Origin of the sequence: Paraburkholderia phenoliruptrix, assembly GCF_019511605.1 — a bacterium.
GTDB lineage: Bacteria > Pseudomonadota > Gammaproteobacteria > Burkholderiales > Burkholderiaceae > Paraburkholderia > Paraburkholderia phenoliruptrix_A.
This window is the reverse complement of sequence record NZ_JAEUAV010000019.1, coordinates 1-26,316: the sequence shown is the minus strand read 5'-3', so window position 1 is coordinate 26,316 and position 26,316 is coordinate 1. Positions and strand designations below refer to the sequence as shown.

At 64.2% G+C, this 26,316-nt stretch carries 23 protein-coding genes; 2 read left to right on the top strand and 21 right to left on the bottom strand.

Annotated features, from left to right (window positions below):
* Positions 1–23: 23 nt before the first annotated feature.
* The 19 genes from JNB89_RS21650 to flhD all read right to left on the bottom strand — a co-directional run bounded on the left by JNB89_RS21650 (position 24) and on the right by flhD (position 21,725).
* Positions 24–893: a MinD/ParA family protein gene (locus JNB89_RS21650; protein ID WP_220363545.1), complete on the bottom strand. Its 870-nt coding sequence runs from the start codon at positions 891–893 to the stop codon at positions 24–26.
* A complete protein-coding gene (flhF, locus tag JNB89_RS21645; protein ID WP_220363544.1) occupies positions 886–2,895 on the bottom strand; it encodes a flagellar biosynthesis protein FlhF in 2,010 nt (669 codons plus the stop codon). The genes JNB89_RS21650 and flhF overlap by 8 nt, the downstream gene beginning before the upstream one ends.
* A 360-nt stretch (positions 2,896–3,255) precedes the next feature.
* Positions 3,256–5,358 (bottom strand): flagellar biosynthesis protein FlhA, encoded by a 2,103-nt coding sequence (flhA, locus tag JNB89_RS21640; protein WP_013340853.1) that lies wholly within the window; start codon positions 5,356–5,358, stop codon positions 3,256–3,258.
* Positions 5,355–6,560 (bottom strand): flagellar biosynthesis protein FlhB, encoded by a 1,206-nt coding sequence (flhB, locus tag JNB89_RS21635; protein ID WP_013340854.1) that lies wholly within the window; start codon positions 6,558–6,560, stop codon positions 5,355–5,357. Before flhB ends, flhA begins: the two co-directional genes overlap by 4 nt.
* Before the next feature lie 219 nt (positions 6,561–6,779).
* Complete coding sequence (locus JNB89_RS21630) at positions 6,780–8,123, bottom strand: DUF3443 domain-containing protein (RefSeq protein WP_220363543.1); 1,344 nt, start codon at positions 8,121–8,123, stop codon at positions 6,780–6,782.
* Between the two features lie 15 nt (positions 8,124–8,138).
* Entirely contained in the window at positions 8,139–8,681 is a 543-nt protein-coding gene (locus JNB89_RS21625) for a DUF2844 domain-containing protein (protein WP_013340856.1), read from the bottom strand.
* Between the two features lie 262 nt (positions 8,682–8,943).
* Positions 8,944–9,654, bottom strand: a complete 711-nt coding sequence (gene cheZ, locus JNB89_RS21620) for a protein phosphatase CheZ (protein ID WP_013340857.1) — start codon at positions 9,652–9,654, stop codon at positions 8,944–8,946.
* A 1-nt stretch (position 9,655) separates the two neighbouring features.
* Positions 9,656–10,051 (bottom strand): chemotaxis response regulator CheY, encoded by a 396-nt coding sequence (gene cheY / locus JNB89_RS21615; RefSeq protein ID WP_013340858.1) that lies wholly within the window; start codon positions 10,049–10,051, stop codon positions 9,656–9,658.
* Positions 10,052–10,110: 59 nt separating this feature from the next.
* Entirely contained in the window at positions 10,111–11,199 is a 1,089-nt protein-coding gene (locus JNB89_RS21610; RefSeq protein ID WP_013340859.1) for a chemotaxis-specific protein-glutamate methyltransferase CheB, read from the bottom strand.
* A gap of 5 nt (positions 11,200–11,204) precedes the next feature.
* The gene (cheD, locus tag JNB89_RS21605) at positions 11,205–12,035 is read right to left on the bottom strand and encodes a chemoreceptor glutamine deamidase CheD (protein WP_220363542.1); all 831 of its coding nucleotides are present in this window, start codon (positions 12,033–12,035) and stop codon (positions 11,205–11,207) included.
* A complete protein-coding gene (locus JNB89_RS21600) occupies positions 12,032–12,982 on the bottom strand; it encodes a CheR family methyltransferase (protein ID WP_013340861.1) in 951 nt (316 codons plus the stop codon). The genes cheD and JNB89_RS21600 overlap by 4 nt, the downstream gene beginning before the upstream one ends.
* Positions 12,983–13,182: 200 nt before the next feature.
* The gene (locus tag JNB89_RS21595; protein ID WP_220363541.1) at positions 13,183–15,150 is read right to left on the bottom strand and encodes a methyl-accepting chemotaxis protein; all 1,968 of its coding nucleotides are present in this window, start codon (positions 15,148–15,150) and stop codon (positions 13,183–13,185) included.
* 42 nt (positions 15,151–15,192) lie between these two features.
* Complete coding sequence (locus JNB89_RS21590; protein ID WP_013340863.1) at positions 15,193–15,723, bottom strand: chemotaxis protein CheW; 531 nt, start codon at positions 15,721–15,723, stop codon at positions 15,193–15,195.
* Positions 15,724–15,786: 63 nt separating this feature from the next.
* The gene (cheA, locus tag JNB89_RS21585; RefSeq protein ID WP_220363540.1) at positions 15,787–18,090 is read right to left on the bottom strand and encodes a chemotaxis protein CheA; all 2,304 of its coding nucleotides are present in this window, start codon (positions 18,088–18,090) and stop codon (positions 15,787–15,789) included.
* An 87-nt stretch (positions 18,091–18,177) separates the two neighbouring features.
* On the bottom strand, positions 18,178–18,555 hold the full coding sequence (locus tag JNB89_RS21580) for a response regulator (protein WP_013340865.1): 378 nt from the start codon (positions 18,553–18,555) through the stop codon (positions 18,178–18,180).
* Between the two features lie 84 nt (positions 18,556–18,639).
* Positions 18,640–19,647: a flagellar motor protein MotB gene (gene motB / locus JNB89_RS21575; RefSeq protein WP_013340866.1), complete on the bottom strand. Its 1,008-nt coding sequence runs from the start codon at positions 19,645–19,647 to the stop codon at positions 18,640–18,642.
* A gap of 19 nt (positions 19,648–19,666) precedes the next feature.
* Entirely contained in the window at positions 19,667–20,527 is an 861-nt protein-coding gene (gene motA / locus JNB89_RS21570; protein WP_013340867.1) for a flagellar motor stator protein MotA, read from the bottom strand.
* Positions 20,528–20,794: 267 nt separating this feature from the next.
* Positions 20,795–21,355 (bottom strand): flagellar transcriptional regulator FlhC, encoded by a 561-nt coding sequence (flhC, locus tag JNB89_RS21565; RefSeq protein ID WP_220363539.1) that lies wholly within the window; start codon positions 21,353–21,355, stop codon positions 20,795–20,797.
* 49 nt (positions 21,356–21,404) lie between these two features.
* Positions 21,405–21,725 carry a flagellar transcriptional regulator FlhD gene (gene flhD / locus JNB89_RS21560; protein ID WP_013340869.1) on the bottom strand — a complete coding sequence of 107 codons (321 nt, stop codon included), beginning with the start codon at positions 21,723–21,725 and terminating at the stop codon, positions 21,405–21,407.
* A gap of 700 nt (positions 21,726–22,425) precedes the next feature.
* Here flhD and JNB89_RS21555 point away from each other — a divergent pair.
* Positions 22,426–23,490 carry a glycosyltransferase family 4 protein gene (locus tag JNB89_RS21555; RefSeq protein WP_013340870.1) on the top strand — a complete coding sequence of 355 codons (1,065 nt, stop codon included), beginning with the start codon at positions 22,426–22,428 and terminating at the stop codon, positions 23,488–23,490.
* 302 nt (positions 23,491–23,792) lie between these two features.
* Here JNB89_RS21555 and JNB89_RS21550 read toward each other — a convergent pair whose 3' ends face one another.
* Positions 23,793–24,095 carry an H-NS family nucleoid-associated regulatory protein gene (locus JNB89_RS21550; RefSeq protein WP_013340871.1) on the bottom strand — a complete coding sequence of 101 codons (303 nt, stop codon included), beginning with the start codon at positions 24,093–24,095 and terminating at the stop codon, positions 23,793–23,795.
* Positions 24,096–24,389: 294 nt separating this feature from the next.
* Between JNB89_RS21550 and aqpZ the strand changes: the two genes are divergently transcribed.
* Complete coding sequence (gene aqpZ, locus JNB89_RS21545; RefSeq protein ID WP_220363538.1) at positions 24,390–25,130, top strand: aquaporin Z; 741 nt, start codon at positions 24,390–24,392, stop codon at positions 25,128–25,130.
* 160 nt (positions 25,131–25,290) lie between these two features.
* On the opposite strand, the gene JNB89_RS21540 is transcribed toward aqpZ, so the two are convergent.
* Positions 25,291–26,112, bottom strand: a complete 822-nt coding sequence (locus tag JNB89_RS21540; protein WP_013340873.1) for a Cof-type HAD-IIB family hydrolase — start codon at positions 26,110–26,112, stop codon at positions 25,291–25,293.
* Positions 26,113–26,316: the final 204 nt, after the last annotated feature.

Below are 26,316 nucleotides of genomic sequence, written 5' to 3'. Positions count from 1 at the left end.
TCCCCTTGTCCTTGTGCCGCCTCTCAGGCGTGCTGCGCAGACGGTTGGTCGGCGTGTTGCGCCGATGAAACTGTCGCAGGCGCCATCCATGGCGTTTGCGACGACATCGCTGGCCGCATCGGCCAGTACTGCAATTCGGCTGCGAGGTGCCGGAAATCGCGCGCTGCCGGTGTCGACGGAAAGGCGTCGACGACACAACGCGACAACTCTTCGGCTCGCGCCATCCGCGCATCCGCGGCAATGCAACCGGCGTCTTCCAGCGCCACCGCGAGGTAGCGCCCGGCCACGCCGGCCAGGTTTGCAAAAGCAGTGCGAGCGTCTTCCACGCTCTGCACGTGGTTCACCAGCACGCGAAACTGCGCGATCGCATGTGCGTAGTGCAGTCGCTTCATGCAGGCATACGCGTCCGTGATCGCCTGGGCGGCCATGCGCGTGACGATCATCACGTCGTGCGCCTGCATGGCGAGCGCGGACAGATGCCCGTGCGGGTCGAGCTGGGCGTCGATCAGCACAATGTCGGCCGGGCCATGCAGCAGCACGCCGAATTGCGCCGCGCTATAACCCTCGCGATGCGCACGCGCGGCACTCAGCACCGAGAAGCCGAGCGGATGCCGCGACACGGCGTCGTCGAGCGTCGTCTCGCCGCGCATCAAGGCGGCGAAATTCCCGGCGTCGCGCAGGTTGCCGGCAAGCGCACTCACCGACTTCCCGCCTACGCATTCGTCGATCACGAGCACGTCCTTGCCCTGCTGCGCGAGCGCGGCCGCAAGGTTGATCACCGTGGACGTACAGCCCGCACCCAGCGAGCCCGCCGTCACCGAAATCACGCGCGAGCCGCTGCGCGCGAGGAGGCGCCGCAGTCCTTCTGCCTGATCGGAGACGAGCTTATCCAAAGCGGACCTCGTGCAATTCAGCGGTCGAACGCGCGGACAGCGCGGAGAGCAGCGCAGGCACGTCGTCGTCGTGCGGGACGAACGGCGAGTGATCGCGCGGAATGCAGAACGCGCTCTTGATCAGAAAGCGTTTCGTTGCGACGTAGAGGTTCTCCGGCACCTTCTGACCGGTCGACACGTAGTGCACCGGCAGCTTGTAGCGGATCACCGTATCGAGCACGCCGCCCAGGTTAGTGGCTTCGTCGAGCTTGGTGAGAATGCAGCCGGCGAGCGGCTGTTGATCCGGTCCGCGCTGATACGCCTGCACGACTTCGTTGAGCGTGTCGCCGTGGCTCGTTGCGTTGAGCAGCAACAGGCGCTGCACCGGCTGGCCCGCGCGGCTCAGCATCGCGATCTGGTCGGAAACGAGCCGGTCGCGCTGGCTCATGCCGATCGTATCGATCAGCACGATGTGCTTGTTGCGCAATTCGGAGAGCGCCAGTTGCAGGTCGGCGCTGTCTTTCACCGCGTGAACAGACACGCCGAGAATCTTGCCGAAGATGCGCAGTTGTTCGTGGCCGCCGATCCGGTAGCTGTCGGTCGTGAGCAGCGCGACCTTGCTGGCGCCGAAACGCATCACGCAGCGCGCGGCGAGCTTGGCGGTCGTCGTGGTCTTGCCCACGCCCGTCGGGCCCATCAGCGCGAATACGCCGCCGCGTTCCATCAGCGTGTCTTCGTCTTCCATGACCGGCAGATTCGAGGCGAGCACCGAGCGCACCCAGTCCATGCCGTCGTCCATGTTGTCGACGTCCTCGGGCAGGTTGTCCACCATCATCTGCACGAGTTGCGCGGAGAAACCGGCGGCAAAGAGATGCTTGGTGAGGGCGCCGTGCGCCGGGTTGCGGCGCTGCCGGTCTCCCCACATGAGGCCCGCGAACTGTTCTTCCATCATGCCGCGCAGCGACGACAGCTCGCTCATCACGGTTTCCTTGACGACCTGTTCCATGCGCGCCTTGATCGCTTCCGCGACCGCGGCAGGCGTGCGCGCGTCGTCGGCTGCAGGAGGCGTCGGCGTGAATTTCTGCGCGGCGCGGCGCGCGGCGACCTGGGCGGCTTCGCGCGCCCAGTCCGGCGTGTTGTCGCTAGCCGCCGCGGCAACCCTGCCCGGCTCGACCGCGGCGCCAAGGCCCTTGGCCATTGCGTCGGCCGGCGTCATCGTGGCCGGACGTGCACGGTAGTCGCCGTGCTGTTCCTGTTCGGCGGCAATGCGTCGTGCGTGATCGATCAGCCACGGATTGGACTCGGCCAGCGTGCGCGGGCCGTGCATGTCGGCGGTGGGCGCGGCAGACGCAGCCGGCACGCCGGCCGCCTTCAGCAGATCGGCGCGAATGTCTTCGGTAAGACGTGCTGCCGCAGTGCGCGCGCTCGGCTGCCCGACGTGAATCTGTGGCGCTTGCGGCGCCGCTGCTTGTTTCGCTGCTGCGGCTGCGGCGGCCGACGTGGAGCCAGATGCGCCGGCCAGTGCACTGTTGCGGGTCTCGACCTGTGCGGCGGCGGGTCTCGCTGCCTTCATCGCCGCATTCATGGCCGCGCTCGGAACTACCTTGGCGGCGGGCTGCGTATCGTGGCCGGCAGCAAGCGCGGAGTCGGCAGCGTTGCCCGTCGCCTCGGTGCCGGCTTCGGGGCTCGCGCCGAACACCGACGAGAACACGTCGGGCATACCGCTCGCATACGGATTCGCCTGCATCGGCTGTGTGGAGGACACTGCGCGCGGCGCCGCGGATGCAGCCAACGCGGGCTGCGCTAGCGCAGCACTGGCCGATGCGGCAGGCGCCGCGCCGTTGTCTGCGCGCGGAGCTTTCGGCGTGATCGCCGCGAGGTCGCTGTCGGCCAACGCGACGATTTCGACACTGCCGTCATCCATTGTCCGATTGGACAGCACGACCGCGTCGGCGCCCAGCGCTTCGCGCACTAGACGCAATGCGTCGCGACTCGTGGCACCTATAAATTTACGAATGTTCAAGCTGGACCCCCGATGAGGTATACGGACTGACGGACCGGCAACACACCGCTTCCCATTGAGATCATTATTGCGAAACCCGTCGGGCGACGATCGGTGGATAAAGGCCGGGAAACGTGGGTAATTCGAACGATGGAGGCTAGCCGTCAGCTACGTTCGCGGCAGCGGACGAACATGCCGCTTGACGCCACGCGGGTGCGGGCGGCTAGCGCGAGCGCGGCATGCATCAACGCGTACCCGCGCGGTACAAAAAGAGGCGCGGAAATGAAAACCGGCGCCCTCGGGCGCCGGCCAATCTGTGGAGTGAGGCTCCGCTCGCCCACTCGTCATGTGCACGGCAAGCGCTGCGCTCGCCGTCGTGCTTCAACCATGCGCGCCGATCAGATTCACCACCTTGATGTTGCGCGTGTCCGGCACTTCCGCATACGACAGCACCTTGAGCTGCGGCAGGCTGCGGCGCAGGAAGCGCGCGAGCATCGGCCGCAACGCGTGCTGCACGAGCAGTACCGGCGCGAGGCCCATGTTCTGCTGACGGCTCATCGCCTTCTGTGTTTCGGTCATCAGCGTATGCGCGAGGCCAGGCTCGAGGCCGGGGTTGGACCCGGTGGAGAGTGCCTGCGAGAGCACGCGTTCCAGATTCGAGTCGAGGCCCATCACCTGCATGTCGCCGGTGCCCGGGAACCACTGCTGCGTGATCGCGCGGCCCAGAGCAAGCCGCACAGCGGCGGTGAGATCGTGCGGGTCGGTGAGCTTCGGCGTGTGCTCCGAGAGCGCTTCGAGAATGGTGCGCAGGTCGCGGATCGGCACCCCTTCTTCCAGCAGGTTCTGCAGCACCTTTTGCAGCGTGGTGAGCGGCAGCGTCTTCGGCACCAGATCGTCGACGAGCGACGGCGTATCTTTCTGCATCCGCTCGAGCAGCGCCTGCACTTCGCGGCGCCCGAGCAGTTCGGACGCATGCGTGACCACGAGGTGATTCAGGTGCGTCGCCACCACGGTGCTCGAATCCACCACGGTGTAGCCGTACACCTGCGCCTGTTCGCGCAAATTCGTATCGATCCAGATGGCGGGCAGTCCGAACGCCGGATCCTGCGTCGGCGTGCCTGGCAGCGCGGCCGACACCTGGCCCGGGTTGATCGCGAGCCATTGGCCCGGATACGCTTCGCCCACGCCCACTTCCACGCCCTTCAACGCAATGCGGTAACCGTTCGGGCGCAACTCGAGATTGTCGCGAATGTGGATGACAGGCGGCAGGAAGCCAATTTCCTGCGCGAATTTCTTGCGGATGCTCTTGATCCGCTTGAGCAGCTCGCCGTCCGAGTTCTTGTCGACGAGCGGGATCAGCCGGTAGCCGACTTCCAGGCCGAGCGTGTCGATCATCGTCACGTCGTCCCAGCTTGCTTCGGTGTTTTCGACCGGGGCAACCGCGGCCGGCGCGACATCCACGAGCGCCGTGGTGTTCTTGCGTTCTTCGGCGCGCTTTTTCATCGTGCGGCCGAGCTGAATCAGACCGCCGCCCAGAATCAGAAACGCGAAGTGCGGCATGCCGGGAATCAGGCCCATCAGGACCAGAATGCAGCCGGTAATCATCAGCACGCGCGGATTCGTGAAGAGCTGGCCGGTGAGCTGCGTGCCGATGTCTTCGTTGGTCGCGACGCGCGACACGATCACGCCGGCAGCCGTCGAAATGACGAGCGACGGAATCTGTGCGACGAGGCCGTCGCCGATGGTGAGCAGCGTGTAGTTCTTGCCCGCGGACGCGAAGTCCATGCCGTGCTGAACCATCCCGACGATCAGTCCGCCGAAGATGTTGATCACCATGATCAGCAGGCCGGCAATCGCATCGCCGCGCACGAACTTGCTCGCGCCGTCCATCGAGCCGTAGAACTCGGCTTCCTGCGAGACTTCAGCGCGACGCTTGCGGGCCTGTTCTTCGTTGATGAGGCCGGCGTTCAGGTCGGCGTCGATCGCCATCTGCTTACCGGGCATGGCGTCGAGCGTGAAGCGCGCGGACACTTCCGCGATCCGCCCTGCGCCCTTGGTGATCACCATGAAGTTGATGACCATCAAAATGATGAAGACGACGATACCGACCGCGAAGTTGCCGCCCACGAGGAAGTGGCCGAACGACTCGATCACCTGGCCCGCGGCGTCCGGACCGGTGTGGCCTTCGAGCAGCACGACCCGTGTGGACGCGACGTTCAGCGAAAGCCGCAGCAAGGTCGAGAACAGCAGCACGCTCGGAAAAGCCGCGAAATCGAGCGGCTTCATGGTGTACATGCTGACGAGCAGCACCATCACCGAAAGCGCGATGTTGAAGGTGAACAGCAGATCCAGCAGGAACGGCGGCAACGGCAGGATCATCATGCCGAGGATCATGCAGATCAGCACCGGGCCGGCTAAGGCGCGCAAATTGGTGCTGCTCAGGGCATCGGGCCGTCGAGCGAGGAAACCGGCGCGAGCGTTCATGCGGAGGCTCCGTCATCGTTAGCAGGGTTAAGCGTGTCGGCGGCTTCCTGATCGGCTTCCTGATCCGATACACCGCCCTTGTCGAGTTCCGCGGGCACGTCGAGCTCGGTCGGTGCGACCGGCGCCGTGCCACCTTCGGTTTTGAAGCGCCGCAACTGGTACACCCACGCAAGCACTTCCGCGACCGCGCCATACAACTGGCCGGGAATCTCGCGGTTGAGCTCGACGTTGTGATAGAGCGCACGTGCAAGCGGCGGCGCTTCCAGCAGCGGCACGTTGTTTTCGGCGGCAAGCTCGCGAATCCGCGCGGCCACGAGGTTCACGCCCTTGGCGACCACCTTCGGGGCGCGCATCTCGCCGTCCGTGTACTGCAACGCGACCGCGAAGTGCGTCGGGTTCGTGACCACCACGTCGGCCTTCGGCACCTGGGTCATCATGCGGCGGCGGGCAATGGCGCGCTGCTGCTGGCGAATCCGGCCTTTGACGTGCGGATCGCCTTCGCTTTCGCGATGCTCGCGCTTCACTTCTTCCTTGCTCATGCGCAGCTTCTTATGGAACTGCCAGAGCTGATACGGCACATCCAGCGCGGCGACCACGAACATGCCCGCCACCGTCATTGCGCAGCACACGGCGATCAGATGCACCGTGTTGGCGAGCGCAAGGTGCAGCGGCTGCGTGGAAAGAGCGAGAATTTCCTCGCGACGATTCCAGATGGCCGTGCCGCCGATAATGCCCACCACCAGCGTCTTCGCGATCGACATGACGAGCTGGACCGGTCCGTTGATCGAGAAAATCTTGCCGAGGCCGGCAATCGGATTGAGGCGGTCGAACTTGGGCTCGAGCCCTTTGGTCGACAGTTGCCAGCCGCCCAGCGCCATCGGCGCGAGCAATGCCGCCGCGCCGGTCAGCGCGAGAATCGGCAGCAATGCGTAGAGGCCCTCGCGGCTCGCCGTACCGGCGCCGGTCATCATGCGGCGCGTTTCGAAAACGGTGGCATGGTCGAACGTAAAGGCCGTGCGCAGCATGTCCTGCAAATGCTGACCAATGCTGCCCGACATCGCCCATACGCCGAAAAAGCCGGCCGCGAGCAGCGCGAACGTCGACAGCTCCCGCGAACGCGCGATCTGCCCCTCCTCGCGCGCCTTCTCCAGGCGCCGGGGGGTGGCTGATTCGGTTTTTTCGAGGTCGCTTTCCTCTGCCACGAAGCTCTCCAGGTGGGCGAGGCACAGCGCCTCTTTCCAGTGAGAGCGATTATTCCCGCTCGGCGCAAGTGCCGATCGGCGGATAAGGAAGGAGAAACGGGGGCTTTTCGGCGGATCGGCAAGCGGCGCGCAAGGCCGCGCGCCGCCGCAAAAAAACAACGCCCGCGCGGTTTTGCGCGGGCGTTATGGCTTAGCGCTCAGTTAGCGCGTTGCCGCCGATCAGCTGGCGTAGGCCACGAACGGCGCCTGGGTGCCGCCGTTGGGGCGCAGGTCGAAGCCGTGATAGACATGGCGCCCGTAGAAGAACGGCAAACCGAGGTCAAACGCGGCGAGACCGCCAAGCTGGCCGGCGAGGTCGTTGAACGCGTAGTTGTTGCCGCTGTTAAAGAGCGTAGACGCGCTCATGATGCCGATATTGGCCGTCGTCTTGACGCTGTTTGCGCCCACCAGCGTAATGGAGCGGGTCTGCGGCGTGGACGGGCAGTAGAAGCCCGAGAAGTTGCTGCCGCACAGCGTGAGCGAGCTATCGTTGAAGAAATAGCCGTTCGAGCCCGAATCCAGGAACGCCGTGATCGTGCTGCCGTTGAACACGCTGTTGGTCAGGTCGCCATAGGCGTCGGTGGTCAGAGTCTGCGCGGACCCCAGCCCGTTGTTCGACTGCGTGCCGATGCCAAACACCAGCGTGCCGGTGGCCGAGGCTGCGCCGTTATTGCCGATGGGCGGCATCTGCACGATCACGCCGTTGTTGTCGACCGGGAACTTCGCGACCGGGTTGGCCACCTGGCTTGTGAGCGGAACCGTGGCACGCGTGCAGGCGGTGCCGTTCGGGCACGAGAAGTAGTTGCTGTAGGTCGCGGCAGTCGAGGCGTTGGCGCAGGTCGCGCCGCAGTCATACAGCGCCGTGCCGATGCCGATGATGCCGTTCGCGCCCAGGTCGCTCGGCGTGTTCTCGGCCGAGCCGCTGCCGCAACCGGACGTCGGTGTGGTGCTCGCGTCCTTGTCGCCGATAATCTGCAACGGCACGGGCGCGGTCGTGGTTTCGCCGCCGATCGTCACGGTCGCGGTGCGCACGGTGCCCCACGTGTAGCCGTCCGCGAAAGTCGCGCATTCGGCGAGCTGGCCGCCGGTGGTCGACGTGCTCGGGACCAGACCTGCCTGCATGGTCGAATTGAGTGCCGAATTGGCGATACGCAGCCCGAACGAGCCCGTGTCCACCTGAATGTTGTCGATGGTCTGACAGGTCGACGTGTTGGGTACGCAGACCGTCACGCTGATCGTGGGAATGTTGATCACGCCGGTCACGCCGTGGCCGACGGTGATTGCCACCGTGTTCGCGGCGGTTGCCGCGATCGGCTGCTGCGTGGGGCTCGCCGGCAACGAGCTGCTCGAGGAGCTGCCGCTGGTCGAACCACTGGTCGAGCCGCCCGTGGAACCGCTCGTGGACGTCGAGCCGCCGCTGTCGCCGCCGCCACCGCCGCACGCGGCAAGCGCCGACACGAGCACGACGGTTGCCGCAACCTGCGTCCAGTCCTTGAGTTTCTTTGCAATCTGCATGGTGTGCATCGTTCGTCCTCGCCGTTACTGAATGTCGGAGCCGCTCACGCCCGCGGGCAGCGCGGGCGGCAGCCACGCGCGGCCGCTGAAAGCGCCCATGTGGCCGCCGGACTGCACGACGAGGCTGCTCTGATCGACCGCGACCGGCCCGCGAGCGCCGCCGCGCGCCGCGCGCGCTGCTTTCACACCCGCGACATACTGCGGAAAGTAACTACCGAGCATTTCATTCAGATCGGGCATTTGCGGGCCATTCCACGCAATGCCGAACACACTGCCGTCGGCCGCGAGATACTCGCGCACCACCGTGCCGTTGCCGAGCGTGGTTTGACGAACCGTGTACGCGGTCGTGGTGGAAGCCGAAGCGGAAGACGCGGCACCCGATGCCGAACGCAACACGGCGCTGGAAGGATGCATGGTGCGCGACGAGACCGATGCGTCTGCGGGCGGCGTCATGGGCGCGCCGCCAAGTGCCGCGTGTGCGGACTGCACCGCTGAAAACGAACCGGGTAATACAAAGGGCAACACAAGCGCCGTGACCCGACCGGCGCGGCGTACGTGACTCCACATATCGACATTCCTCCCTGGCTGCCGCGCGGCGCGCACTGCGTGCTGACCGGCTGCATGTAGGCAAATCATAGGACACGAAGCGGGCCGCAAATTCGACTAAAGCCTCGTTTTGCAAGCCCTGGTGATAGGCGTTCACCTTCTGCCGCGCCCCTCGCTGACCTTGCAGTATGCCTGCATTTGCGTCGATAGACAGCACTTCCGCCCGGGAGCGCGACTTGCTACGAAGACTGATTCGGCCGCGCGCCGCAAGGGCGCGGACCGCTCAGAAACCGAGGCTTGCGAGCAGATCGTCGACCTGCGATTGATCCTGCATCACATCCGTCTTGCCTTCCGGATTGATCTGCGGACCGTTCAGCAGATGCTCGGGGCTGCCGGTGGGCGATGTTTCCGCCACCAGCGCCGCGGCGTGTGCCGCGAACTGCTCGCGCCGCTCGAGCGCGATATTCTCGACCAGCACGCCAAGCAATTGCTGCTCGATCAGATACACGACGTCGGTGATCTTCTTGATCACCTGGCCGGTCAGATCCTGGAAATCCTGCGCCAGCATGATCTCCATGAGCTGCGAATTGGTCGCGGTGGTCGCCTCGGGCACGCCGCGCAGAAACTCGCGCGTGTCGTTCATCAGCGCGCGCACTTCCGCGCGCTCGATCGGCGCTGCGTACCATTGCTCCCAACGCGCGTCGAGGTCGCCGGCGTCTTTCTGCAACTGCTCCTGAATGGGCTTCGCGATGTCGATCGAGGACAGCACGCGCTCGGCGGCCTGCTCGGTCATGTTCGCGATGTACTTCAGACGGTCGCGTGCATCGGGTACGGCTTCCGCCGCGCGCTCGACGTGCTTGTCGAGCCCGAGCTCGCGCATCGAATCACGCAGCGTGCGTGTCAGTTGTCCAATACGGGCGAGAATGCGGTCTGACGCGAAGTCGCCGCTCTCGTTGACCGCTTCGGTGCTAGGCGCTTCGGTCGGCAGGTTCACATCAGCTCCCGGTTTTGGCCATCTTCTCGAGAATCTTGTTGAGCTTCTCGTCCAGCGTCGCAGCCGTGAACGGCTTGACGACATAACCGCTCGCGCCCGCCTGAGCCGCCGCGATGATGTTTTCCTTCTTGGACTCGGCCGTCACCATCAGCACCGGCAGGTGCTTGAGGTTCGCGTCGGCGCGGATTTCCTTGAGCATGGCGAGACCGTCGAGGTTCGGCATGTTCCAGTCGGAGATCACGAAGTCATATGCACCGCCGCGCAGACGCGACAGACCGGCCTGGCCGTCTTCGGCTTCGTCGACGTTGCCGTAGCCCAGCTCTTTCAGAAGGTTGCGAACGATCCGGCGCATCGTCGGAAAGTCGTCCACCACCAGAAACTTCATTGCCTTATCCATTTGATTCCCTTTACTTGATTCACGGTGCGGCGTATGACCGCTTCAATCCCAATGGCGCATCATACGCGCTGAACCCGATCGCCCATCGACGCAAGACGCGCCATCACGCGCCGGCTCATGTCCGGCAGCGACGCGATTTCGTCGGCCGCGCCGAGCGCAATCGCCTCGCGCGGCATGCCGAACACGATACAGCTCGCTTCGTCCTGCGCAAGGGTGTAAGCCCCTGCCTTCTTCATTTCCAGCAGACCCGCGGCGCCGTCGCGCCCCATGCCGGTCAGGATCACTCCGACCGCGTTCTTGCCCGCGTGCTGCGCGGCCGAGCGAAACAACACGTCCACCGAAGGACGATGCCGGTTCACCGGCGGATCGTCCGACAGATGCGCGATGTAATTCGCGCCGCTGCGGGCAAGCAGCAGGTGAGCGTGACCGGGCGCGATATACGCATGTCCCGGCAGCACGCGTTCGCCGTGCTCAGCTTCTTTAACGGTAATTCGGCACAAACCATTGAGGCGTTGCGCAAAAGATTTTGTGAAACCGGGCGGCATGTGCTGCGCGATGAGCACGGCAGGCGCGTCCGGCGGCAGCGGCACGAGCACTTCGCGAATCGCTTCGGTGCCGCCCGTCGACGCGCCGACAATGATCAGCTTCTCGGTACTCAGCAGCGGATTGTTGAAGAGCGGCGCCGCGCCGGCCGGCGCATGCGCGCCGCCTGCGGGCGCATGCTGCACGGGCGCGGCCTGGCGCACGCGCGCGCGTGCCGCGGCGCGAATCTTGTCCGCGAGCTTTTCCGAGTAATCGAGCATGCCGTCGCGAATGCCGACCTTCGGCTTGGTGACGAAGTCCACGGCGCCCAGTTCCAGTGCACGCAGCGTGATTTCGTTGCCGCGCTCGGTCAGCGACGACACCATCACGACCGGCATCGGCCGCAGGCGCATCAGCTTCTCGAGAAAGTCGAGGCCGTCCATGCGCGGCATTTCGACGTCGAGCGTCAACACGTCCGGGTTGTGCTGCTTGATGAGCTCACGCGCGACGAGCGGATCGGGCGCGGTCGCGACGACGGTCATGTCCGGCTGGCCGTTGATGATCTCCGTCATCAGGCTGCGGATCAGCGCCGAATCGTCGACACACAATACTTTGATCTTTTGCACAGCGCTCACGCCTCCTCTGCGGTTCTGGCGTTGTTTGAATTGATGGGACGCGCGGTGGAGTTGAACAGTTCGACGCGCGACTTCGTGGCGCCCGAGGTCGCGCCGCCTGCCGCGCCACCCGCACCGCCTGTCGAGCCGAATAGCTCCACCTTCGGCTTCGCCGCGCCCGAGGAGGAACCGAACAGTTCCACCTTCGGCCGCGCGGCCGCCGGAGCCGCGAACAGCTCGACCCGTTTTCTGGCGGCTGCAAGCCGCTCGGCGCGCGCTTCGGCGCTCTGGCGCACCAGCGCCTGTTCGCGCTCGGCGACGCCCGGGTCCTGCTGCAAGCGCAGCTTCTTCACCATCACCTGCCCCGTGCGCGGCATGAACGCGACCTTGCGCGGGTGCGAGCCCTGCAAATCTTCAGCGACGATGCGGATCTTTTCGAGCGCGAGATAACGGCGCACGAATTCCGAGTTGCGATCGCCAATGTTAATGGTCGTCATGCCCGCGAGCACCGCGCCGCCGCCGAACACCTTCGCCTCGAAACGGTCGCGCCGGCCGCCGGCCTTGATCAGTTCGTTGATCAGCACTTCCATCGCGTAGGCGCCGTAGCGCATCGAATCGGATGCGGGCTGGCCGACTTCGGCGCCGTCGTCGGGCAGCATGAAGTGATTCATGCCGCCGATGCCCGCCGTGCGGTCCTGAATGCAGGCCGCGACGCACGAGCCGAGGACGGTGACGAGCACCATGTCTTCATGGGTGGTGTAGAACTCGTTGGGCAACAGCTTCACGCCCGGGCGTTGGAAGTGGTTGTCGTAGTAGAGATTGGTTGCAATAGGCAAGGCACTGCTCATACCGTCACCCCGCTCGTCGGCGTGCTGCTCGCAGTTGCCGCTGCACGTGCCGGCGCGCGTGCGCCGGCGGCGTCGCGCGTCAGTTCGTAGACCGTCTGGCCGCGCAGCCTGAACGCCTGCGTGACGTACGTGAAGTTCTCCGAGTGGCCGGCGAACAGCAGGCCGCCCGACTTCATGAGCGGCTCGAAGCGCCCAAGTACCTGCGCTTGCGTCGGCTTGTCGAAATAGATCATGACGTTGCGGCAGAAGATCGCGTCGAACTGCGTGCGCAACTGGTAATCGCGGTCGGTCAGGTTCAGTTGCTCGAAGCGCACCATCGCGCGCACTTGCGGCCGCACCTTGACCATGCCTGCATGCGGGCCGGTGCCTTTCAGGAAAAAGCGCTTGAGCCGTTCCTGCGACAGGTGCTTGACCTGATCGAACTGATACATGCCCGCTTCGGCCTTGGCGAGCACCTGCGTGTCGATGTCGGTGGCAAGCACCGTGGCCTGGCGCGCGGCGCTTTCGCCGAGCGCTTCGATCAGCGTCATTGCAATCGAATACGGCTCTTCGCCGGTCGAAGCCGCCGAGCACCAGACAGAAACCGGCTGGGCGCGGCGCGCCACGAAGTCGGCGAGAATCGGAAAGTGGTGCGCCTCGCGAAAGAACGCGGTCAGGTTCGTGGTGAGCGCATTGGTGAACGCTTCCCATTCGGCAGGATCGTTCTCCGCTTCGAGCAGATCCAGATACTGCCTGAACGAATCGAGGCCGCGGGCGCGTAGCCGGCGCGCAAGGCGGCTGTACGCCATGTCGCGCTTGTGATCGGAAAGGGAAATGCCGGCGCTGCGGTGAATCAGTTCGCGAATGCGGGTGAAATCCGCGGAAGTGAATTCGAAATCACGTCCCTGTTCGCCAGACCTGATTGGGTCAGCCCGGTCGGTGCGTTGCTGTGCGCGCGTTGCCATCATGAAAGTTCCTGCCTGCGATACGAGCCATCACGCCTGCCCGACGACAGCGCCGGCGAGCAGGGGATTGTTTGTACGGGGTCGCGCCCGCCCGCACGTTGCGCCACCATGCAGTCGGCCCGCGACACGCCGTTCGGACGTGCTTCGATGATTCGCGCCACGAGCCGCGAGATACCGAATGACTGCATGTTTCATCGTCATGTTTAAAAGGTTTCCCAGTCCGCGTCCGAGCCCGCCGAGCTCACGCTCGCCGCTGCCGGACGGGCGGCCGGTTCGAATGCCGCGCGCGGCGCCTTTGGTTTCAGTGCCGGTTCGATGCGCCCGGCGCCTGCTTCGTGGCTGCCCGAAGCCGGTGCAGCGCTCGCGGCTGCTGCGTGAGCGCCTGCATGACTTCCTGCATGAGCCGATGCGTTGGTCGTCGCATGCGACGCCGCGTTAGTCGCGTTAGTCTCATTGGTTGCATTAACCGCAGCGGTGTGAGCGGCCGGCGCGCTGGCCGCCGCTTGCGCGGCGCGCGGCGCGGGCTTCGCAGCGGGCTTTCTCGTGCCGCCGCCCACACGCGCCTTCACTTGCTGCGCAGCCGACGTGCCCGGCGCGTTGAAACCACGCGCCGCATGGCTTGCGACCTTCCAGCCGCTCAGCACGGCCTGCAACTGACGCGTCTGGTCTTCGAGCGACGCCGCGGCAGCCGCGGCTTCTTCGACGAGCGCGGCGTTCTGCTGCGTCACTTCGTCCATTTGCACGACCGCGCGATTGACCTGCTCGATGCCGCCCGACTGCTCTTCCGAAGCGGCGCTGATCTCGCCCATGATGTCGGTCACGCGGCGCACGGCCTGCACGATCTCGTCCATCGTGGTGCCCGCGCGTCCGACGAGTGCCGACCCGCTTTGCACCTTGTCGGCCGAGTCGCCGATCAGTTCCTTGATTTCCTTCGCAGCGCTGGCGCTGCGCTGAGCAAGGCTGCGCACTTCGCCCGCCACGACCGCGAAGCCGCGGCCCTGTTCGCCGGCGCGCGCCGCTTCGACTGCCGCGTTCAGCGCGAGAATGTTGGTCTGGAAGGCAATGCCTTCGATCACGCCGATAATGTCGACAACCTTGCTGGAGCTGCTCGCAATGTCCTGCATCGTCGTCACGACCTGGCTCACCACGTCGCCGCCGCGCGTCGCGATGTCGGATGCGTTCACTGCAAGCTGGCTCGCCTGGCGAGCGTTCTCGGCGTTCTGCCGCACGGTGCCCGTGAGCTGTTCCATGCTCTGCGCGGTCTGTTGCAGCGAGGCGGCCTGCTCTTCGGTACGCTGCGACAGGTCCGTGTTGCCCATTGCGATTTCACGCGCGCCGGTGTCGATCGACTCGGTGCTGCTGCGTACCGCCGTGACCATCGACGCCATGCTTTCCTGCATCCGCTTGATGCCCGCAAAGAGGCGGCCGATTTCATTGCGGCTGCGCACCTCGATGGTTTCCGACAGATCGCCCGCGGCAATCCGCTCGAAGCATTCGGTTGCATCCTGCAGCGGCCGAATGATCAGGCCGCGCAGTGCGAAGCGCAGGCCGATCACGAGCAGCAGCGCGAGTGCGGCGAAACCAACGATCAGCGTGGTCATCAGCGAGATGTTCGACTGCGCGTCTGCCTGCTGGTCCACTGCCTGCTGCTGCAGACTCTTCACCACGACGGCCGCCACGTTGTCGTAGGCGACGAACATCGGGCTGATCTTCTTGTCCGCAATCGCGTGGTAAGCCGCCAGATCGTTCGCGCGCAATGCCGCGAATTCAGGCTCCACGCCGTCGCGCACGAGGGTGCCGCGCAGCGTGACCAGCTCGTCCAGCTTTGCCTGGTCGACGCCAGCCTTCGGCGCGTCCAGATAGATCTGCCAGTTCTTGTTGCTGAAGCCATAAAGCTCGACGGCGCGATCCAGCACCTTTCTGGCCGTTTCGGTGTCGCCCGCGGCGGTGAGCGCGGTGACACGGTCGAGCGAAATGCGCGAGCGCAGCAGATAGGCCGAAGCGTCGTCGAGCGCGTGAATGGCCACCAGATCGCCGCGCGCAATACGGTCGAGCGAACGGCTCGCGCTGCCGAGCGCCGTCAGCCCAAGCACGCCGACCACCATGGTCAGCGCGACGAGAATGATCCCCACTAGCGTGAGCGATGTGCGAATCGACCACCTGCTTAGCATCTCACTGCTCCCTGTTGCAAACTTTTCTGAACGCCGCAGCCGTTACACGCCGAGCGTTTCGATGAGCGCCATCTCGCGGCTCGTCATGAGCTTTTCGATGTCCATCAAAATCAACATGCGGCCGTCGACGGTGCCGAGGCCCGTCAGATACTCGGTCGTCAGCGTTGCGCCGAATTCGGGCGCCGGCATGATCTGGTCGACGGCGAGCGTCAACACGTCGGACACGCCGTCCACCACCATGCCCACCACGCGATGCGCGACGTTCAGGATGATCACGACGGTCTGGTGGTCGTACTCGACGCGGCCCAGGTGAAACTTGATGCGCATGTCGACGATCGGCACGATGATGCCGCGCAGATTGATCACGCCCTTGATGAAATCGGGCGCATTGGCGATGCGCGTCACATTGTCGTAGCCGCGGATTTCCTGCACCTTGAGAATGTCGATGCCGTACTCCTCGGCACCGAGCGTGAAGACGAGGAATTCCTGACCGCCGGCGTCGGCCTGCTGCGCGTCGCGGCGACCATTCGTCGCGTTCGCGACGCTCGAATTGATGGATTGAACTTCTGCCACGTTAGCCCCCAAACGGTTGGGATAAATCAGGTTGAATGAGTGTTGCTGCGATTGTCGCGGACATCATGCGAGGCTCATTGCGCCATGCGCGTTGCGCGACTCGCGGTTCAGCGCCGCCACGTCCACGATCAGTGCGACGCTGCCGTCGCCGAGAATGGTCGCGGCGGAAATGCCATGCACCTTGCGGTAGTTGGTTTCGAGGTTCTTCACCACGACCTGCTGCTGCCCCACCAGCTCGTCGATCAGCATCGCAAAGCGCCGCCCCTCGGTCTGCATGATGGTGACGATGCCCTGGGTCGGCTCCTGCTTCGCGTCTTCCACGTTGAATATTTCGTGCAACGCGACGAGCGGCAGGTATTCGCCGCGCACGCGCACCACGCGCTCGCCGTTGGCGACCGTGTAGATGTCTTCGGCTTGCGGCTGCAGCGACTCCATCACGAAGTTCAGCGGCAGAATGAAAATCTCGTTGCCGACCTTGACCGACATGCCGTCGAGAATCGCCAGCGTGAGCGGCAGGATGATGCGCGTCGTGCTGCCCTTGCCGGCCTGCGACGTGATTTCGACGTGACCGCCCATCGACTGGATGTTGCGCTTCACCACGTCCATGCCGACGCCGCGGCCCGACACGTCCGTGACCTGCTCCGCCGTCGAGAAGCCCGGCAGGAAGATGAGGTTCCAGACTTCGTCGTCGGTCATGCTTTCGCTGACCTGCATGCCTTGCTTGGCCGCCTTCGCAAGAATCTTGTCGCGGCGCAGGCCGGCGCCGTCGTCGCTCACTTCAATGACGATGTTGCCGCCATGGTGTGCCGCCGAGAGAACCAGTTGGCCGGTCGCGTCCTTGCCTGCGGCGCGCCGCGCCTCGACGGTTTCGATGCCGTGGTCGAGACTGTTGCGCACGAGGTGGGTCAGCGGGTCGATGATCCGCTCGATCAGGCTCTTGTCGAGTTCGGTCGCCTGACCGAAGGTGACGAGTTCCACTTCCTTGCCGAGCTTCGCCGCCAGATCGCGCACGAGACGCGGGAAGCGGCTGAACACATAATCCATCGGCATCATGCGGATCGACATGACGGCTTCCTGCAGATCGCGCGCGTTGCGCTCGAGCTGCGCCATGCCGTTGAAGAGCCGGTCGTGCAGCGCCGGGTCGAACGTGCTGGTGGTTTCCGCGAGCATGGCTTGCGTGATGACCAGTTCGCCGACGAGGTTGATCAGCTGATCGACCTTTTCGACGCCCACGCGAATCGAACTGCCCTCGGCGCCGGCCGCTGCTGCCGCCGGACGCGCGGCTTTGCGGTCGGAGTCGGCCGCTGCCGGTGCCGTCGGTGCAGCCGGTGCTGCTGCGGGTGCGGCCGCTTTCGCGGGTGCGCTCGCAGCCGCAGCGGGGGCTGCAGCCACAACAGGAGCCGCGGCCTTCGCAGGCTCGGGGGCGCTCGGCGCCGGTGCGGCAGGCGCTTCGGTATGAGTGGCGGCCGAAGCCGCCGGTGCTGCTTGCGCCGGAGACGGTTGCGCAGCGTCGGGCGTTCCAGGTTCGCCTTGCTGAGCGCCGTCCGCCGGTGCGGTTCCGCGGCTGATCGAGATCTGACTTTCGTCGATCACGAAGCAGCACACGGCGATGATGTCGTCGGACGTGACATCGGTCTGAAGCCACAGCGTCAGATCGCCGCCGCTCTTGACCTGCCCGACGATGCTGCCCAGGTTGCCCAGCTCTTCGGCAAGCAGTTCCTGGTCCTTCTCATCAACGCCCCGTAGCGTAATTTTCAGATGCGGGCCGGCGGCGTCGTTCGCGTCGCCGGCTGCGCCGGTCTGGGCCGGTTCGCCGTCATTCCATTCGCCCGCCGCCTGCACCGCCTGTTCGACGACGTGCTCCGGCGGGCTGCCTTCTTCTACTGTTGCCATTGCCTCGACGGGCGCGCTCACCGCGGCCTGCGGCGCCTGCGCTGCTTCAGCCGGCGCGGCCGCAGCGGGCGCGGCAACGCCCCGGCTTTCGGCGTGCAACTGCTCGAGCTTCGCGCAGATGGCCTTCGCGACTGCCGCGTCGGGCTCCGCGCTCGCACGGTAGTCGGCGAGCTGGCCGGACAATACGTCCTTGGTCTCGAGGAACGTGTCGATCATGTCCTTGCGCAACACGAGTTCGTTGTTGCGCGCACGGTCGAGCAGCGATTCGAGGATGTGCGTCGTCTCCGTCAGCGCGGTAAAGCCGAACGTGGCTGCGCCGCCCTTGATCGAATGCGCGGCGCGGAAAATCGCCGCGAGGTCTTCGGGGTCGGGATGCGCGACGTCCAGATTGAGCAGCAACTGCTCCATCTGCGCGAGCAGTTCGTCCGCTTCGTCGAAGAACGTCTGATAGAACTGAGTGATGTCGAGTGTCATGCCTGGGTCACCGCGAGAGTTCCTGTCTAGGCCTGGGCTACCTTGCCGCAGCGTCGAGAGCTTCTATAACTTGTCTGGGTTGATGCTTTATGCGTGATCTGGCTCGGCCAACGCCGCCACCAGTTCGGTCAGCAGATCGGGGTCGAGCGGCTTTTCGATCCAGCCCGTCGCGCCTGCTTCGCGCGCCGCGGCCTTGAAAGGCTCGCCCGATTCCGTCGTCAGGACGAGGATGGGCGTTTCCTTGTAAGCCGGATTGCCGCGCAACTCCGCGATCAGATCGAGGCCGGTCTTGCCCGGCATGTGCTGATCGGTCAGCACCAGGTCAAAGCGCATGGCGAGCGCGTTTTCGAGCCCTTCCGCGCCGTCCGCCGCGAGCGTCACCTCATAGCCGGCCGCCGTCAGCGTCGCGGAAAGAATCTGCCGCATCGATGCCGAATCGTCGATTGCCAGGATGTGCCTGATCATGAAAACCTCGTTGCGCTTACGCTTTGCGCCGCCTGGCTGGCCGCGCCGCCGTGGCGCGGGGACGGCCGGGCGACCGCCTTCCTGTTACTGAGCCGCCGGCGTTGCCGCCGGTACCTTCGGCGCGGCCGTCACGGGCGGCGCCAGTCTTTGCAGCAGCGGCTTCGAGCCGGCTGCGTCGTCCGACAAGGTCGTCGTGGTCGAGTCGTCATGATTGAGCGCCTCCTCCGACTTCCTGTTCAGCACGATGATGCTGATGCGGCGGTTCTCCGGATCCAGCGGGTCCGCCTTGTTCAGGTTCTGCGTCGACGCGAGACCGAGCACGCGCATCACCTTTGCTTCGTCCATGCCCCCTGCGATCAGCTCGCGGCGCGACGCATTGGCGCGGTCCGCGGACAGTTCCCAGTTGCTGTAGCCCTTCTCGCCCCCCGCGTACTGCACCGCGTCGGTGTGTCCCTGCACGATGATGCGGTTCGGCACGTCGTTCAGCGTGTGGCCGATCTCGCGCAGAATGTCGCGCATGTACGGCTCGACCTGGTCTTTCGCCGTCGCGAACATCGGCCGCTTCTGCGAGTCGACGATCTCGATGCGCAAGCCGGTCAGCGTCGAGTCGATGCGAATCTGCTGCTTGAACTGGCGCAGCACCGGATTCGCTTCGATCGCGGCCATCAGCTTCACCTGCAGATCGTGCAGGCGGACCTGCTCGCGACGCTCCAGTTCGCCCTGCAACTGCTTCATCGAATCTTCGTTGCTGTGCGAGACGGTGCGCTCGGCGCGATTGCTCGAACCGTCGGTGGAACGCGTCACGCCCTGGGCGTCGGTCGAGATGTCCCGGCCGCCGCCCTTCAGAATGCTCGAATCTTCCGCGCTGCGGTCGCCGCCCCACAGCGTGATCTTCAACGGCTGGTTGAAGTACTCCGCAATGCCCTTTAACTGCACCGTGGACGCCGAACTCAGCAGCCACATCAGCAGGAAGAACGCCATCATCGCGGTCATGAAGTCCGCATAAGCGAGCTTCCACGCGCCGCCGTGGTGGCCGGACTTCTTCGGTGCGGAGCGCTTGACGACGATCGCGCGGTCTTTGTCCTTGCTCATCGGTTCGGTCCCGGCGCCCTTACTTGGCCTTCACGCGGCGCACGTGCTCTTCGAGCTCGGCGAACGACGGACGCTCGGTCGAGAACAGCACCTTACGGCCGAACTCGACGGCGATCGCCGGTGCGTACCCATTCAGGCTCGCGAGAATCGTCACCTTGATGCACTGGAACATCTTGGTGGATTCGGTCACGCGCTGTTCGGCGACGCTCGCGAGCGGCCCGATGAGACCGTACGAAAGCAGAATGCCGAGGAAGGTGCCGACCAGCGCCTGCGCGATCATTTCGCCGAGCACCGCCGGCGGCTTGTCGGCGGACGCCATGGTGTGCACCACGCCCATCACCGCGGCCACGATACCGAAGGCAGGCATTGCGTCACCGACCTTGGTGAGCGCATGCGCGGGCGCTTCGCCTTCCTGGTGATGCGTTTCGATCTCTTCGTCCATCAGGCTTTCGATCTCGAACGCGTTCATGTTGCCGCCCACCATGAGCCGCAGGTAATCGGTCAGAAACTCGATGATGTGGTGATCGGCGAGAATCTTCGGATATTGCGTGAAGATCGGGCTCTTCGACGGGTCGTCGATGTCCGCCTCCAGCGTCAGCGTGCCTTCCTTGCGCGCCTTGGCAAGCAGGACGTAGAGGAGCGCCATCAGCTCCATATAGACGTCCTTGTTGTACTTCGCGCCCTTGAACAGGGTTGGAATGACGCGCAGCGTTGCCTTGATCGTCTTCATCCCGTTGCCGAGGATGAACGCGCCGACGCCTGCGCCGACGATCATCAGCACTTCAACGGGCTGCAACAGCGCGCCGAGATGGCCGCCTTCCAGCGCGTAACCGCCGAAAACGGACAAAAGCGTCACGAGTGTTCCCACGAAAATCAGCACTGCCGAGCCCTCACAAAGATGCGACGGTGACCGTCGTTAAACTGGTTTACGGCAACGCACCAGAAAACTTTGGTGGAAAAGCGGCGGCTCTCGCCGGTGTAAACCAGAGGCGCGCCGAGGCGGCGAGAGAGCGGCTGCGCGCTGTGCGGGCGGCCTGGTGAGCGGGCCTGGTAAGCGGCCTGGTGAGCGGCCTGTAAAGGCCCGCGGTACGGGGCGCACGCGCAGGCCGCCGCGCGGTGCCGGCAGCGGCAGCCGCGGCGTCCAGAGCTAGGCAGGAAGCGCGAGCAGCCGCGCGCGCGCGCGGGCGTCGGCGACTTTCTTTGTCTTACCGGCGCGCGAGGGCGGCTGGCACAGGCCGCACACGAAGCCATGCTGCGGGTCGTGAGCGTGTGCGACAAAATGCCCGCCGCAGCGGCAGCAGGGCGTGATCTGCAGCATCCCCGAGTCGAAGAAGCGCACCAGCGTCCAGGCGCGCGTGAGGCTGAGCACGGGTTCGTCGTCGTGCAACTGGACGTGCTCGAGGTAGAGCCGGTAGCTCTTCACGATCGACTGGATGCCCGCGCAGCGGCCATGGTCGGCCATGAAACGGTAAATGTTGTAGAACAGCGAGGAGTGAAAGTTCGGCTGCCAGGTCATGAACCAGTCGGTCGAAAACGGCAGCATGCCCTTGGGCGGCGACACCCCTTTCAGTTCCTTGTACAGCTTGATGAGCCGGTCGCGCGACAGGCTGGTTTCCGCTTCGAGCAGTTGCAGGCGCGCGCCGAGTTCGATCAGTTCGATGGCCAGGGTGATTTCCTTGACTTCGAGCACCACACTTTTATATGCCATCCTGCTTAGGTCCCCGTCCCGATTGCCTTGCCCAGGCTGCCAGGCGTCATCAGCCGAGTTGCTCCACTGGCTGGCTGGCCATCAGGATCGCGGAATGCGCCTGCGCGACGGCGCTTGACTTGCCCTTGTCCGCGAGCGCGGAGAGCACGGCGTGGTCGTCGAAACGGAAACGGCACAACACCTGATTGGACGCGGCGAGCTTGACGGTCTGCGCCAACGAGAGGTTGGCGAGCACATCGGCTAACTGGTCCGAAATCCCCATGCGAAACATGCCCATCGGCTTGTCTTCGCGCAGCAGGCGCTGCGCGAGCAGGAGATAAGACAGGTTGACTTCTCTGATCTCAGTGAGCATTTCGCTTGTCGCGCTCATGATTCCCCCGGGGTGTATCTGGCTGGTCAGGCCGTTGCGGAAACGTTTGCTCGAACGCGCGCACTCGAACGCACGAATCGGCTCGTCTCTAGTCTTGCGAGCATTGTCTCGAAAGGGGGAGGGAAACAAAATCGGACAGACACCCAGGATGTTTGACGGATTCATCCGTCATTCATGTAGGTCTTTTTCCTACATTGCTGGGTCTCGGAGAGGGAAATCGGCTAGTGCAGGACGCGCGCCGTAGTTGAATATGCACGTTGCATGATGGACCGCCCCTAGTGTACTAAACGGTGAGTTTTCCTGCCGCGTAGCTCGCACCGTGCAACGGTGAGCGGAATTATATGTCGATTTCACCGCCGCGTAATATTTTGTGTTGGAGGGCGGGCTCGGCGCTTGCTACAACGAAGCGCGGCATTTTGGCACCCTCACCCCAGGCGCGGGTGCCAAAAGGCGCGAGAGGCAGGCGGGGCGGACGATGGCGCGTGTAACGCTCCATGTTTCGCGCTGTAACAACATTAAGCGTTTGAAAAATAACTCGAATCGGCGCGCGCGATCCCGATAATGAAGCTAAGGGATAACCCGATGCAGGTTCGGAGCACCCCCGGGCGGCGGCTCACCGCGCCCAACCGTCCGTCAGGCATTCGCTCCCCGCTCTATCCGAGCGCTGCTGTGCGAAGCCGTATCCAGAAAGGAGAAACGCATGCGAATCGCACAAATTGCGCCGTTGTATGAAGCAGTCCCGCCGAAACTATACGGTGGCACCGAACGTGTCGTGTCCTACCTGACCGAAGCACTGGTCGCTGAAGGCCATGACGTCACGCTGTTTGCGAGCGGCGACTCGGTGACTTCCGCAAAGCTCGACGCGTGCTGGCCTCGTGCGCTGCGGCTCGACCCGACGATTCGCGACGCACTCGCCCCGCACGTGCTGATGATGGAGAAGGTGCGCCGGGTCGCGCACGAATTCGACGTGCTGCACTTTCACCTCGACTACATGCCGTTCCCGCTGTTCTCCACCATGGACACGCCGTTCGTGACCACACTGCATGGCCGCCTCGACCTGCCGGAGCTCCAGCCGGTGTTCGACGCGTTCCCCGGCGCGCCCGTCATCTCAATTTCGGACTCGCAGCGCGTGCCGCTGCCGCAGGCGAACTTCCTGAACACGATCTACCACGGTCTGCCGGAGCAACTGCTCACGCCTCAGGCGCACAAAAAGCCCGAGTACCTCGCGTTCCTCGGCCGCATTTGCCCTGAAAAGCGCGTGGACACCGCGATCAAGATTGCTGCGCAAAGCGGTTTGCCGCTCAAGATCGCCGCCAAGGTGGACAAGGCCGACCAGGACTATTTCAAGCGCGAGATCGAGCCGCTGCTGTCTCAGGCGCACGTGGAGTTCGTCGGCGAAATCAATGAGGCGCAAAAGCCCGAGTTTCTGTCAGGCGCCAAGGCGCTGCTGTTCCCGATCGACTGGTCCGAGCCGTTCGGCCTCGTGATGATCGAGTCGATGGCCTGCGGCACGCCGGTGATCGCCTTTAACCGCGGTTCGGTGCCGGAAGTGATCGACCACGGCGTGACCGGCTACATTGTCGAGGACGTGCAGGGCGCCGTGGCCGCGCTGCAACGTCTGGACGAGCTGTCGCGCACGGAAATCCGCGCCCAGTTCGAGCGCCGCTTCAGCGCGAGGACAATGGCGCGCAACTACGTGGACGCGTACTCGGCCCTTATCGAGTCTGCACGCCGGCCGATTCTTCGCCAGGTCGCGGTAGGCTGACCGAGCGCGAGCGCCGCAGTTTTTATGATTGCGGCGCTGTGAACCGTCCGGCACCAGTTCTAATACGCGCTGATTCGTCGCATGCGCTTTGAGCTTGATGCACCAAACCGGACGTTTTTTCCATGTGAATCGTTTGCGCGAACAGTAACCCCGACTAATCGCGCTCCTTTTACAGAAAAAGCCGCCTTGCAGAGGCGGCTTTTTAATGCCGGCTTGGATGCGCCTGCTTGTCCGATTAGCACAGTCGAGTAACGCGAGCGGCCGATCGTCCTTCAATCCGCTTTCGCGCTGCCCGCAACCGCTCAGCTTGCGCCAATCAAAAACCGTTCACGGTTCTTGCCGACGATCCACTTGGGCGGTTTGCCGCGGCCGCTCCACGTATTACCCGTTTTCGGGTCCTGGTATTTAGCCGGCAGCGGAGCCTTCTTGGGCGGACGGCCCCGCTTGGCGGCCACTGCAAAGCCGAGGTCCTGGGCAGTCAGGCCGTATTCGGCGATTTTTTGGCGGATGTCGGCTACTACATTGTCGATTTCCGTGCGGCGGGCTTCTTCTGCTTGTGCCTGCAATTTGGCAATCTGCGCCTTGAGGTCTGCATATTGAGACATTCCGGTTCTCCCCTTTAGAACTCATTCGACTCGCAGACTAACTGCAATTATAAAAATTCGCAATGGATAAGAATACGGATTTAGGAAGGTATCTTCTGATAATTATTAAACATGACTGAATTGCAAAACGGCTTTATCGCGGAATAAACGGTAAAGCCTGCCGACATTGACAATTCTTGACACTCGATTGGCGCCTCTTTCCCTAGAATTGATGCTTACGTGCCCGCGTCCGCACCGGCCGCGCGAGCAGGCTCCGTGCTTTCAAAGCATCAACTATTTTTAGGATTACCAATCATGCAGTTGTCAAAGCGCCTTGCTGCCGAGTTGTTCGGCACTTTCTGGCTCGTGCTGGGGGGCTGCGGGAGCGCAGTTCTCGCTGCCAACTTTGCCGGCCCGGTGCACGGCCTGGGCATTGGCTTCGTCGGCGTGTCGCTGGCTTTCGGTCTCACCGTGCTGACCATGGCTTACGCAATCGGCCACATTTCAGGCTGTCATCTGAACCCGGCCGTGAGCGTCGGCCTGACGGTGGCCGGACGCTTTCCCGCTCGCGATCTGCTGCCGTACATCGTCGCGCAGGTGATCGGCGCAGTGCTGGGCGCCGCGGTGCTGGCGCTGATCGCGTCGGGCAAGCCCGGCTTCGAACTGGTCGCGGGCGGCTTTGCCAGCAACGGTTACGGCGAGCGCTCGCCGGGTCATTACTCGCTCGCCGCGTCGTTCGTCTGCGAGGTCGTGATGACCGGCTTCTTCCTGTTCGTGATTCTTGGCGCGACAGACAAGCGTGCGCCGGCCGGTTTCGCGCCTGTCGCCATCGGCCTGTGCCTGACGCTGATTCACCTGGTTTCCATTCCGGTCACCAACACCTCGGTGAACCCCGCGCGTTCCACCGGTCCGGCGCTGTTCGTCGGCGGTGCTGCGGTGGACCAGTTGTGGCTGTTCTGGGTCGCGCCGATTGTGGGCGCCGTGATTGCAGGCGTGCTGTTTCCGCTGATTGCGGAGAACCGCAGCGGCAGTACGCAGAAGCTGGCGCTCGACTGATTCTGGCTGGTCGGCTGTAGCAGCCTAGTAGTAAGCGAGCGGGCGCTGCGGCGCCCGCTTTGTTTTTTGGCACTGACTGTGCGCCGATGCCGTATGGGTTGCGGCGCTCGCGTTGGGGCGTTACCGCTGCCCCAGTTGACCGCTCCAGGCGGGGAAGCCGTCAGGCCATCAGCTCGTCGTCGAGGGAGAACAGCTTGCGCAAGTGGTGCGCGACGCCCGCTTCGAAGTTGTTGCCAATGCGGGGCACGTTGGGCAGCCGCGTCATCAGGTCAGGGTTCGCGTTGTTCATCATGAACGGATGACCGGCGGTTTCGAGCAGGTCGATATCGTTCATGTTGTCGCCGAACGCCACGCAGTGGCCGGCGTCCACGCCCAAGCGCTCGAGCACGATCTGTAACGCGCGCCCCTTCGACACATTGGACGTCATCACCTCCAGGCAATCCGGCAGCGAGTAGGTCACGTAGAGCGCGTCGCCGAATTCCTGAGCCAGCTTTGCCCCCACCGGCGCGAGATCCGCTGGGTCGCCGATGTAGAGCACCTTGGCGATGTCCACCCCGTCATGAGCGAGCAGTTCGGCCACCTCGTAGGTGAAGCCTGAATCCTGGTGAAACTTCAGCAAATGCGGCGCGTCGCGGTCGATCAGCCAGGCGTCGTCGGCGAACAGGTTGACGATCACGCGACCATGCGCGCCGACGATTTCCGGCTGCACGAGGCGCTGCACGACGGCGGGCGGCAGGTCGTCCGCATGGATTACGGTGTTGTCCGGCGCATGGATGCGGGCGCCATTCGACGTGATCAGATACGGCTTGATGCCGAGAATGTCGCGAATGGCGGCGACGTCGCAAAAATGCCGGCCCGTGGCGATCACGAACTGCACGCCGTCACTTTCGAGCTTGCGCACGGTGGCGACCGTGAACGGGTCGACCTGGTGGTCGGCATTGAGCAGCGTGCCGTCAAGATCGGTGGCGATGACTTTGTACATAGTGAGGTGGCGGGCGGGTCGGAGGCCGTATTTTACCGTCGATGGCGAGGCTCGCTTGGGCGGTTGGCGCTGGGAGCGTTCTGCACAGTGCGGTGTGCCGGCGTGGGCTGGCGGGTTTTTAGCGCTTGGGATGCGCTTGGGATGCGCTTGGGATGCGCTTGGGATGCGATGGGCTTGGGCTTGGGCTTGGGCTTGGGCTTGGGC

Excerpts from the sequence above, each read along its gene's own strand:
- flhA (WP_013340853.1), bottom strand. The coding sequence starts at position 5,358 with ATGAACGCTCGCGCCGGTTTCCTCGCTCGACGGCCCGATGCCCTGAGC.
- JNB89_RS21630 (WP_220363543.1), bottom strand. The coding sequence starts at position 8,123 with ATGCACACCATGCAGATTGCAAAGAAACTCAAGGACTGGACGCAGGTT.
- JNB89_RS21625 (WP_013340856.1), bottom strand. The coding sequence starts at position 8,681 with ATGTGGAGTCACGTACGCCGCGCCGGTCGGGTCACGGCGCTTGTGTTG.
- cheY (WP_013340858.1), bottom strand. The coding sequence starts at position 10,051 with ATGGATAAGGCAATGAAGTTTCTGGTGGTGGACGACTTTCCGACGATG.
- cheD (WP_220363542.1), bottom strand. The coding sequence starts at position 12,035 with ATGAGCAGTGCCTTGCCTATTGCAACCAATCTCTACTACGACAACCAC.
- JNB89_RS21600 (WP_013340861.1), bottom strand. The coding sequence starts at position 12,982 with ATGATGGCAACGCGCGCACAGCAACGCACCGACCGGGCTGACCCAATC.
- JNB89_RS21595 (WP_220363541.1), bottom strand. The coding sequence starts at position 15,150 with ATGCTAAGCAGGTGGTCGATTCGCACATCGCTCACGCTAGTGGGGATC.
- cheA (WP_220363540.1), bottom strand. The coding sequence starts at position 18,090 with ATGACACTCGACATCACTCAGTTCTATCAGACGTTCTTCGACGAAGCG.
- JNB89_RS21580 (WP_013340865.1), bottom strand. The coding sequence starts at position 18,555 with ATGATCAGGCACATCCTGGCAATCGACGATTCGGCATCGATGCGGCAG.
- motB (WP_013340866.1), bottom strand. The coding sequence starts at position 19,647 with ATGAGCAAGGACAAAGACCGCGCGATCGTCGTCAAGCGCTCCGCACCG.
- flhC (WP_220363539.1), bottom strand. The coding sequence starts at position 21,355 with ATGGCATATAAAAGTGTGGTGCTCGAAGTCAAGGAAATCACCCTGGCC.
- flhD (WP_013340869.1), bottom strand. The coding sequence starts at position 21,725 with ATGAGCGCGACAAGCGAAATGCTCACTGAGATCAGAGAAGTCAACCTG.
- JNB89_RS21555 (WP_013340870.1), top strand. The coding sequence starts at position 22,426 with ATGCGAATCGCACAAATTGCGCCGTTGTATGAAGCAGTCCCGCCGAAA.
- JNB89_RS21550 (WP_013340871.1), bottom strand. The coding sequence starts at position 24,095 with ATGTCTCAATATGCAGACCTCAAGGCGCAGATTGCCAAATTGCAGGCA.
- aqpZ (WP_220363538.1), top strand. The coding sequence starts at position 24,390 with ATGCAGTTGTCAAAGCGCCTTGCTGCCGAGTTGTTCGGCACTTTCTGG.
- JNB89_RS21540 (WP_013340873.1), bottom strand. The coding sequence starts at position 26,112 with ATGTACAAAGTCATCGCCACCGATCTTGACGGCACGCTGCTCAATGCC.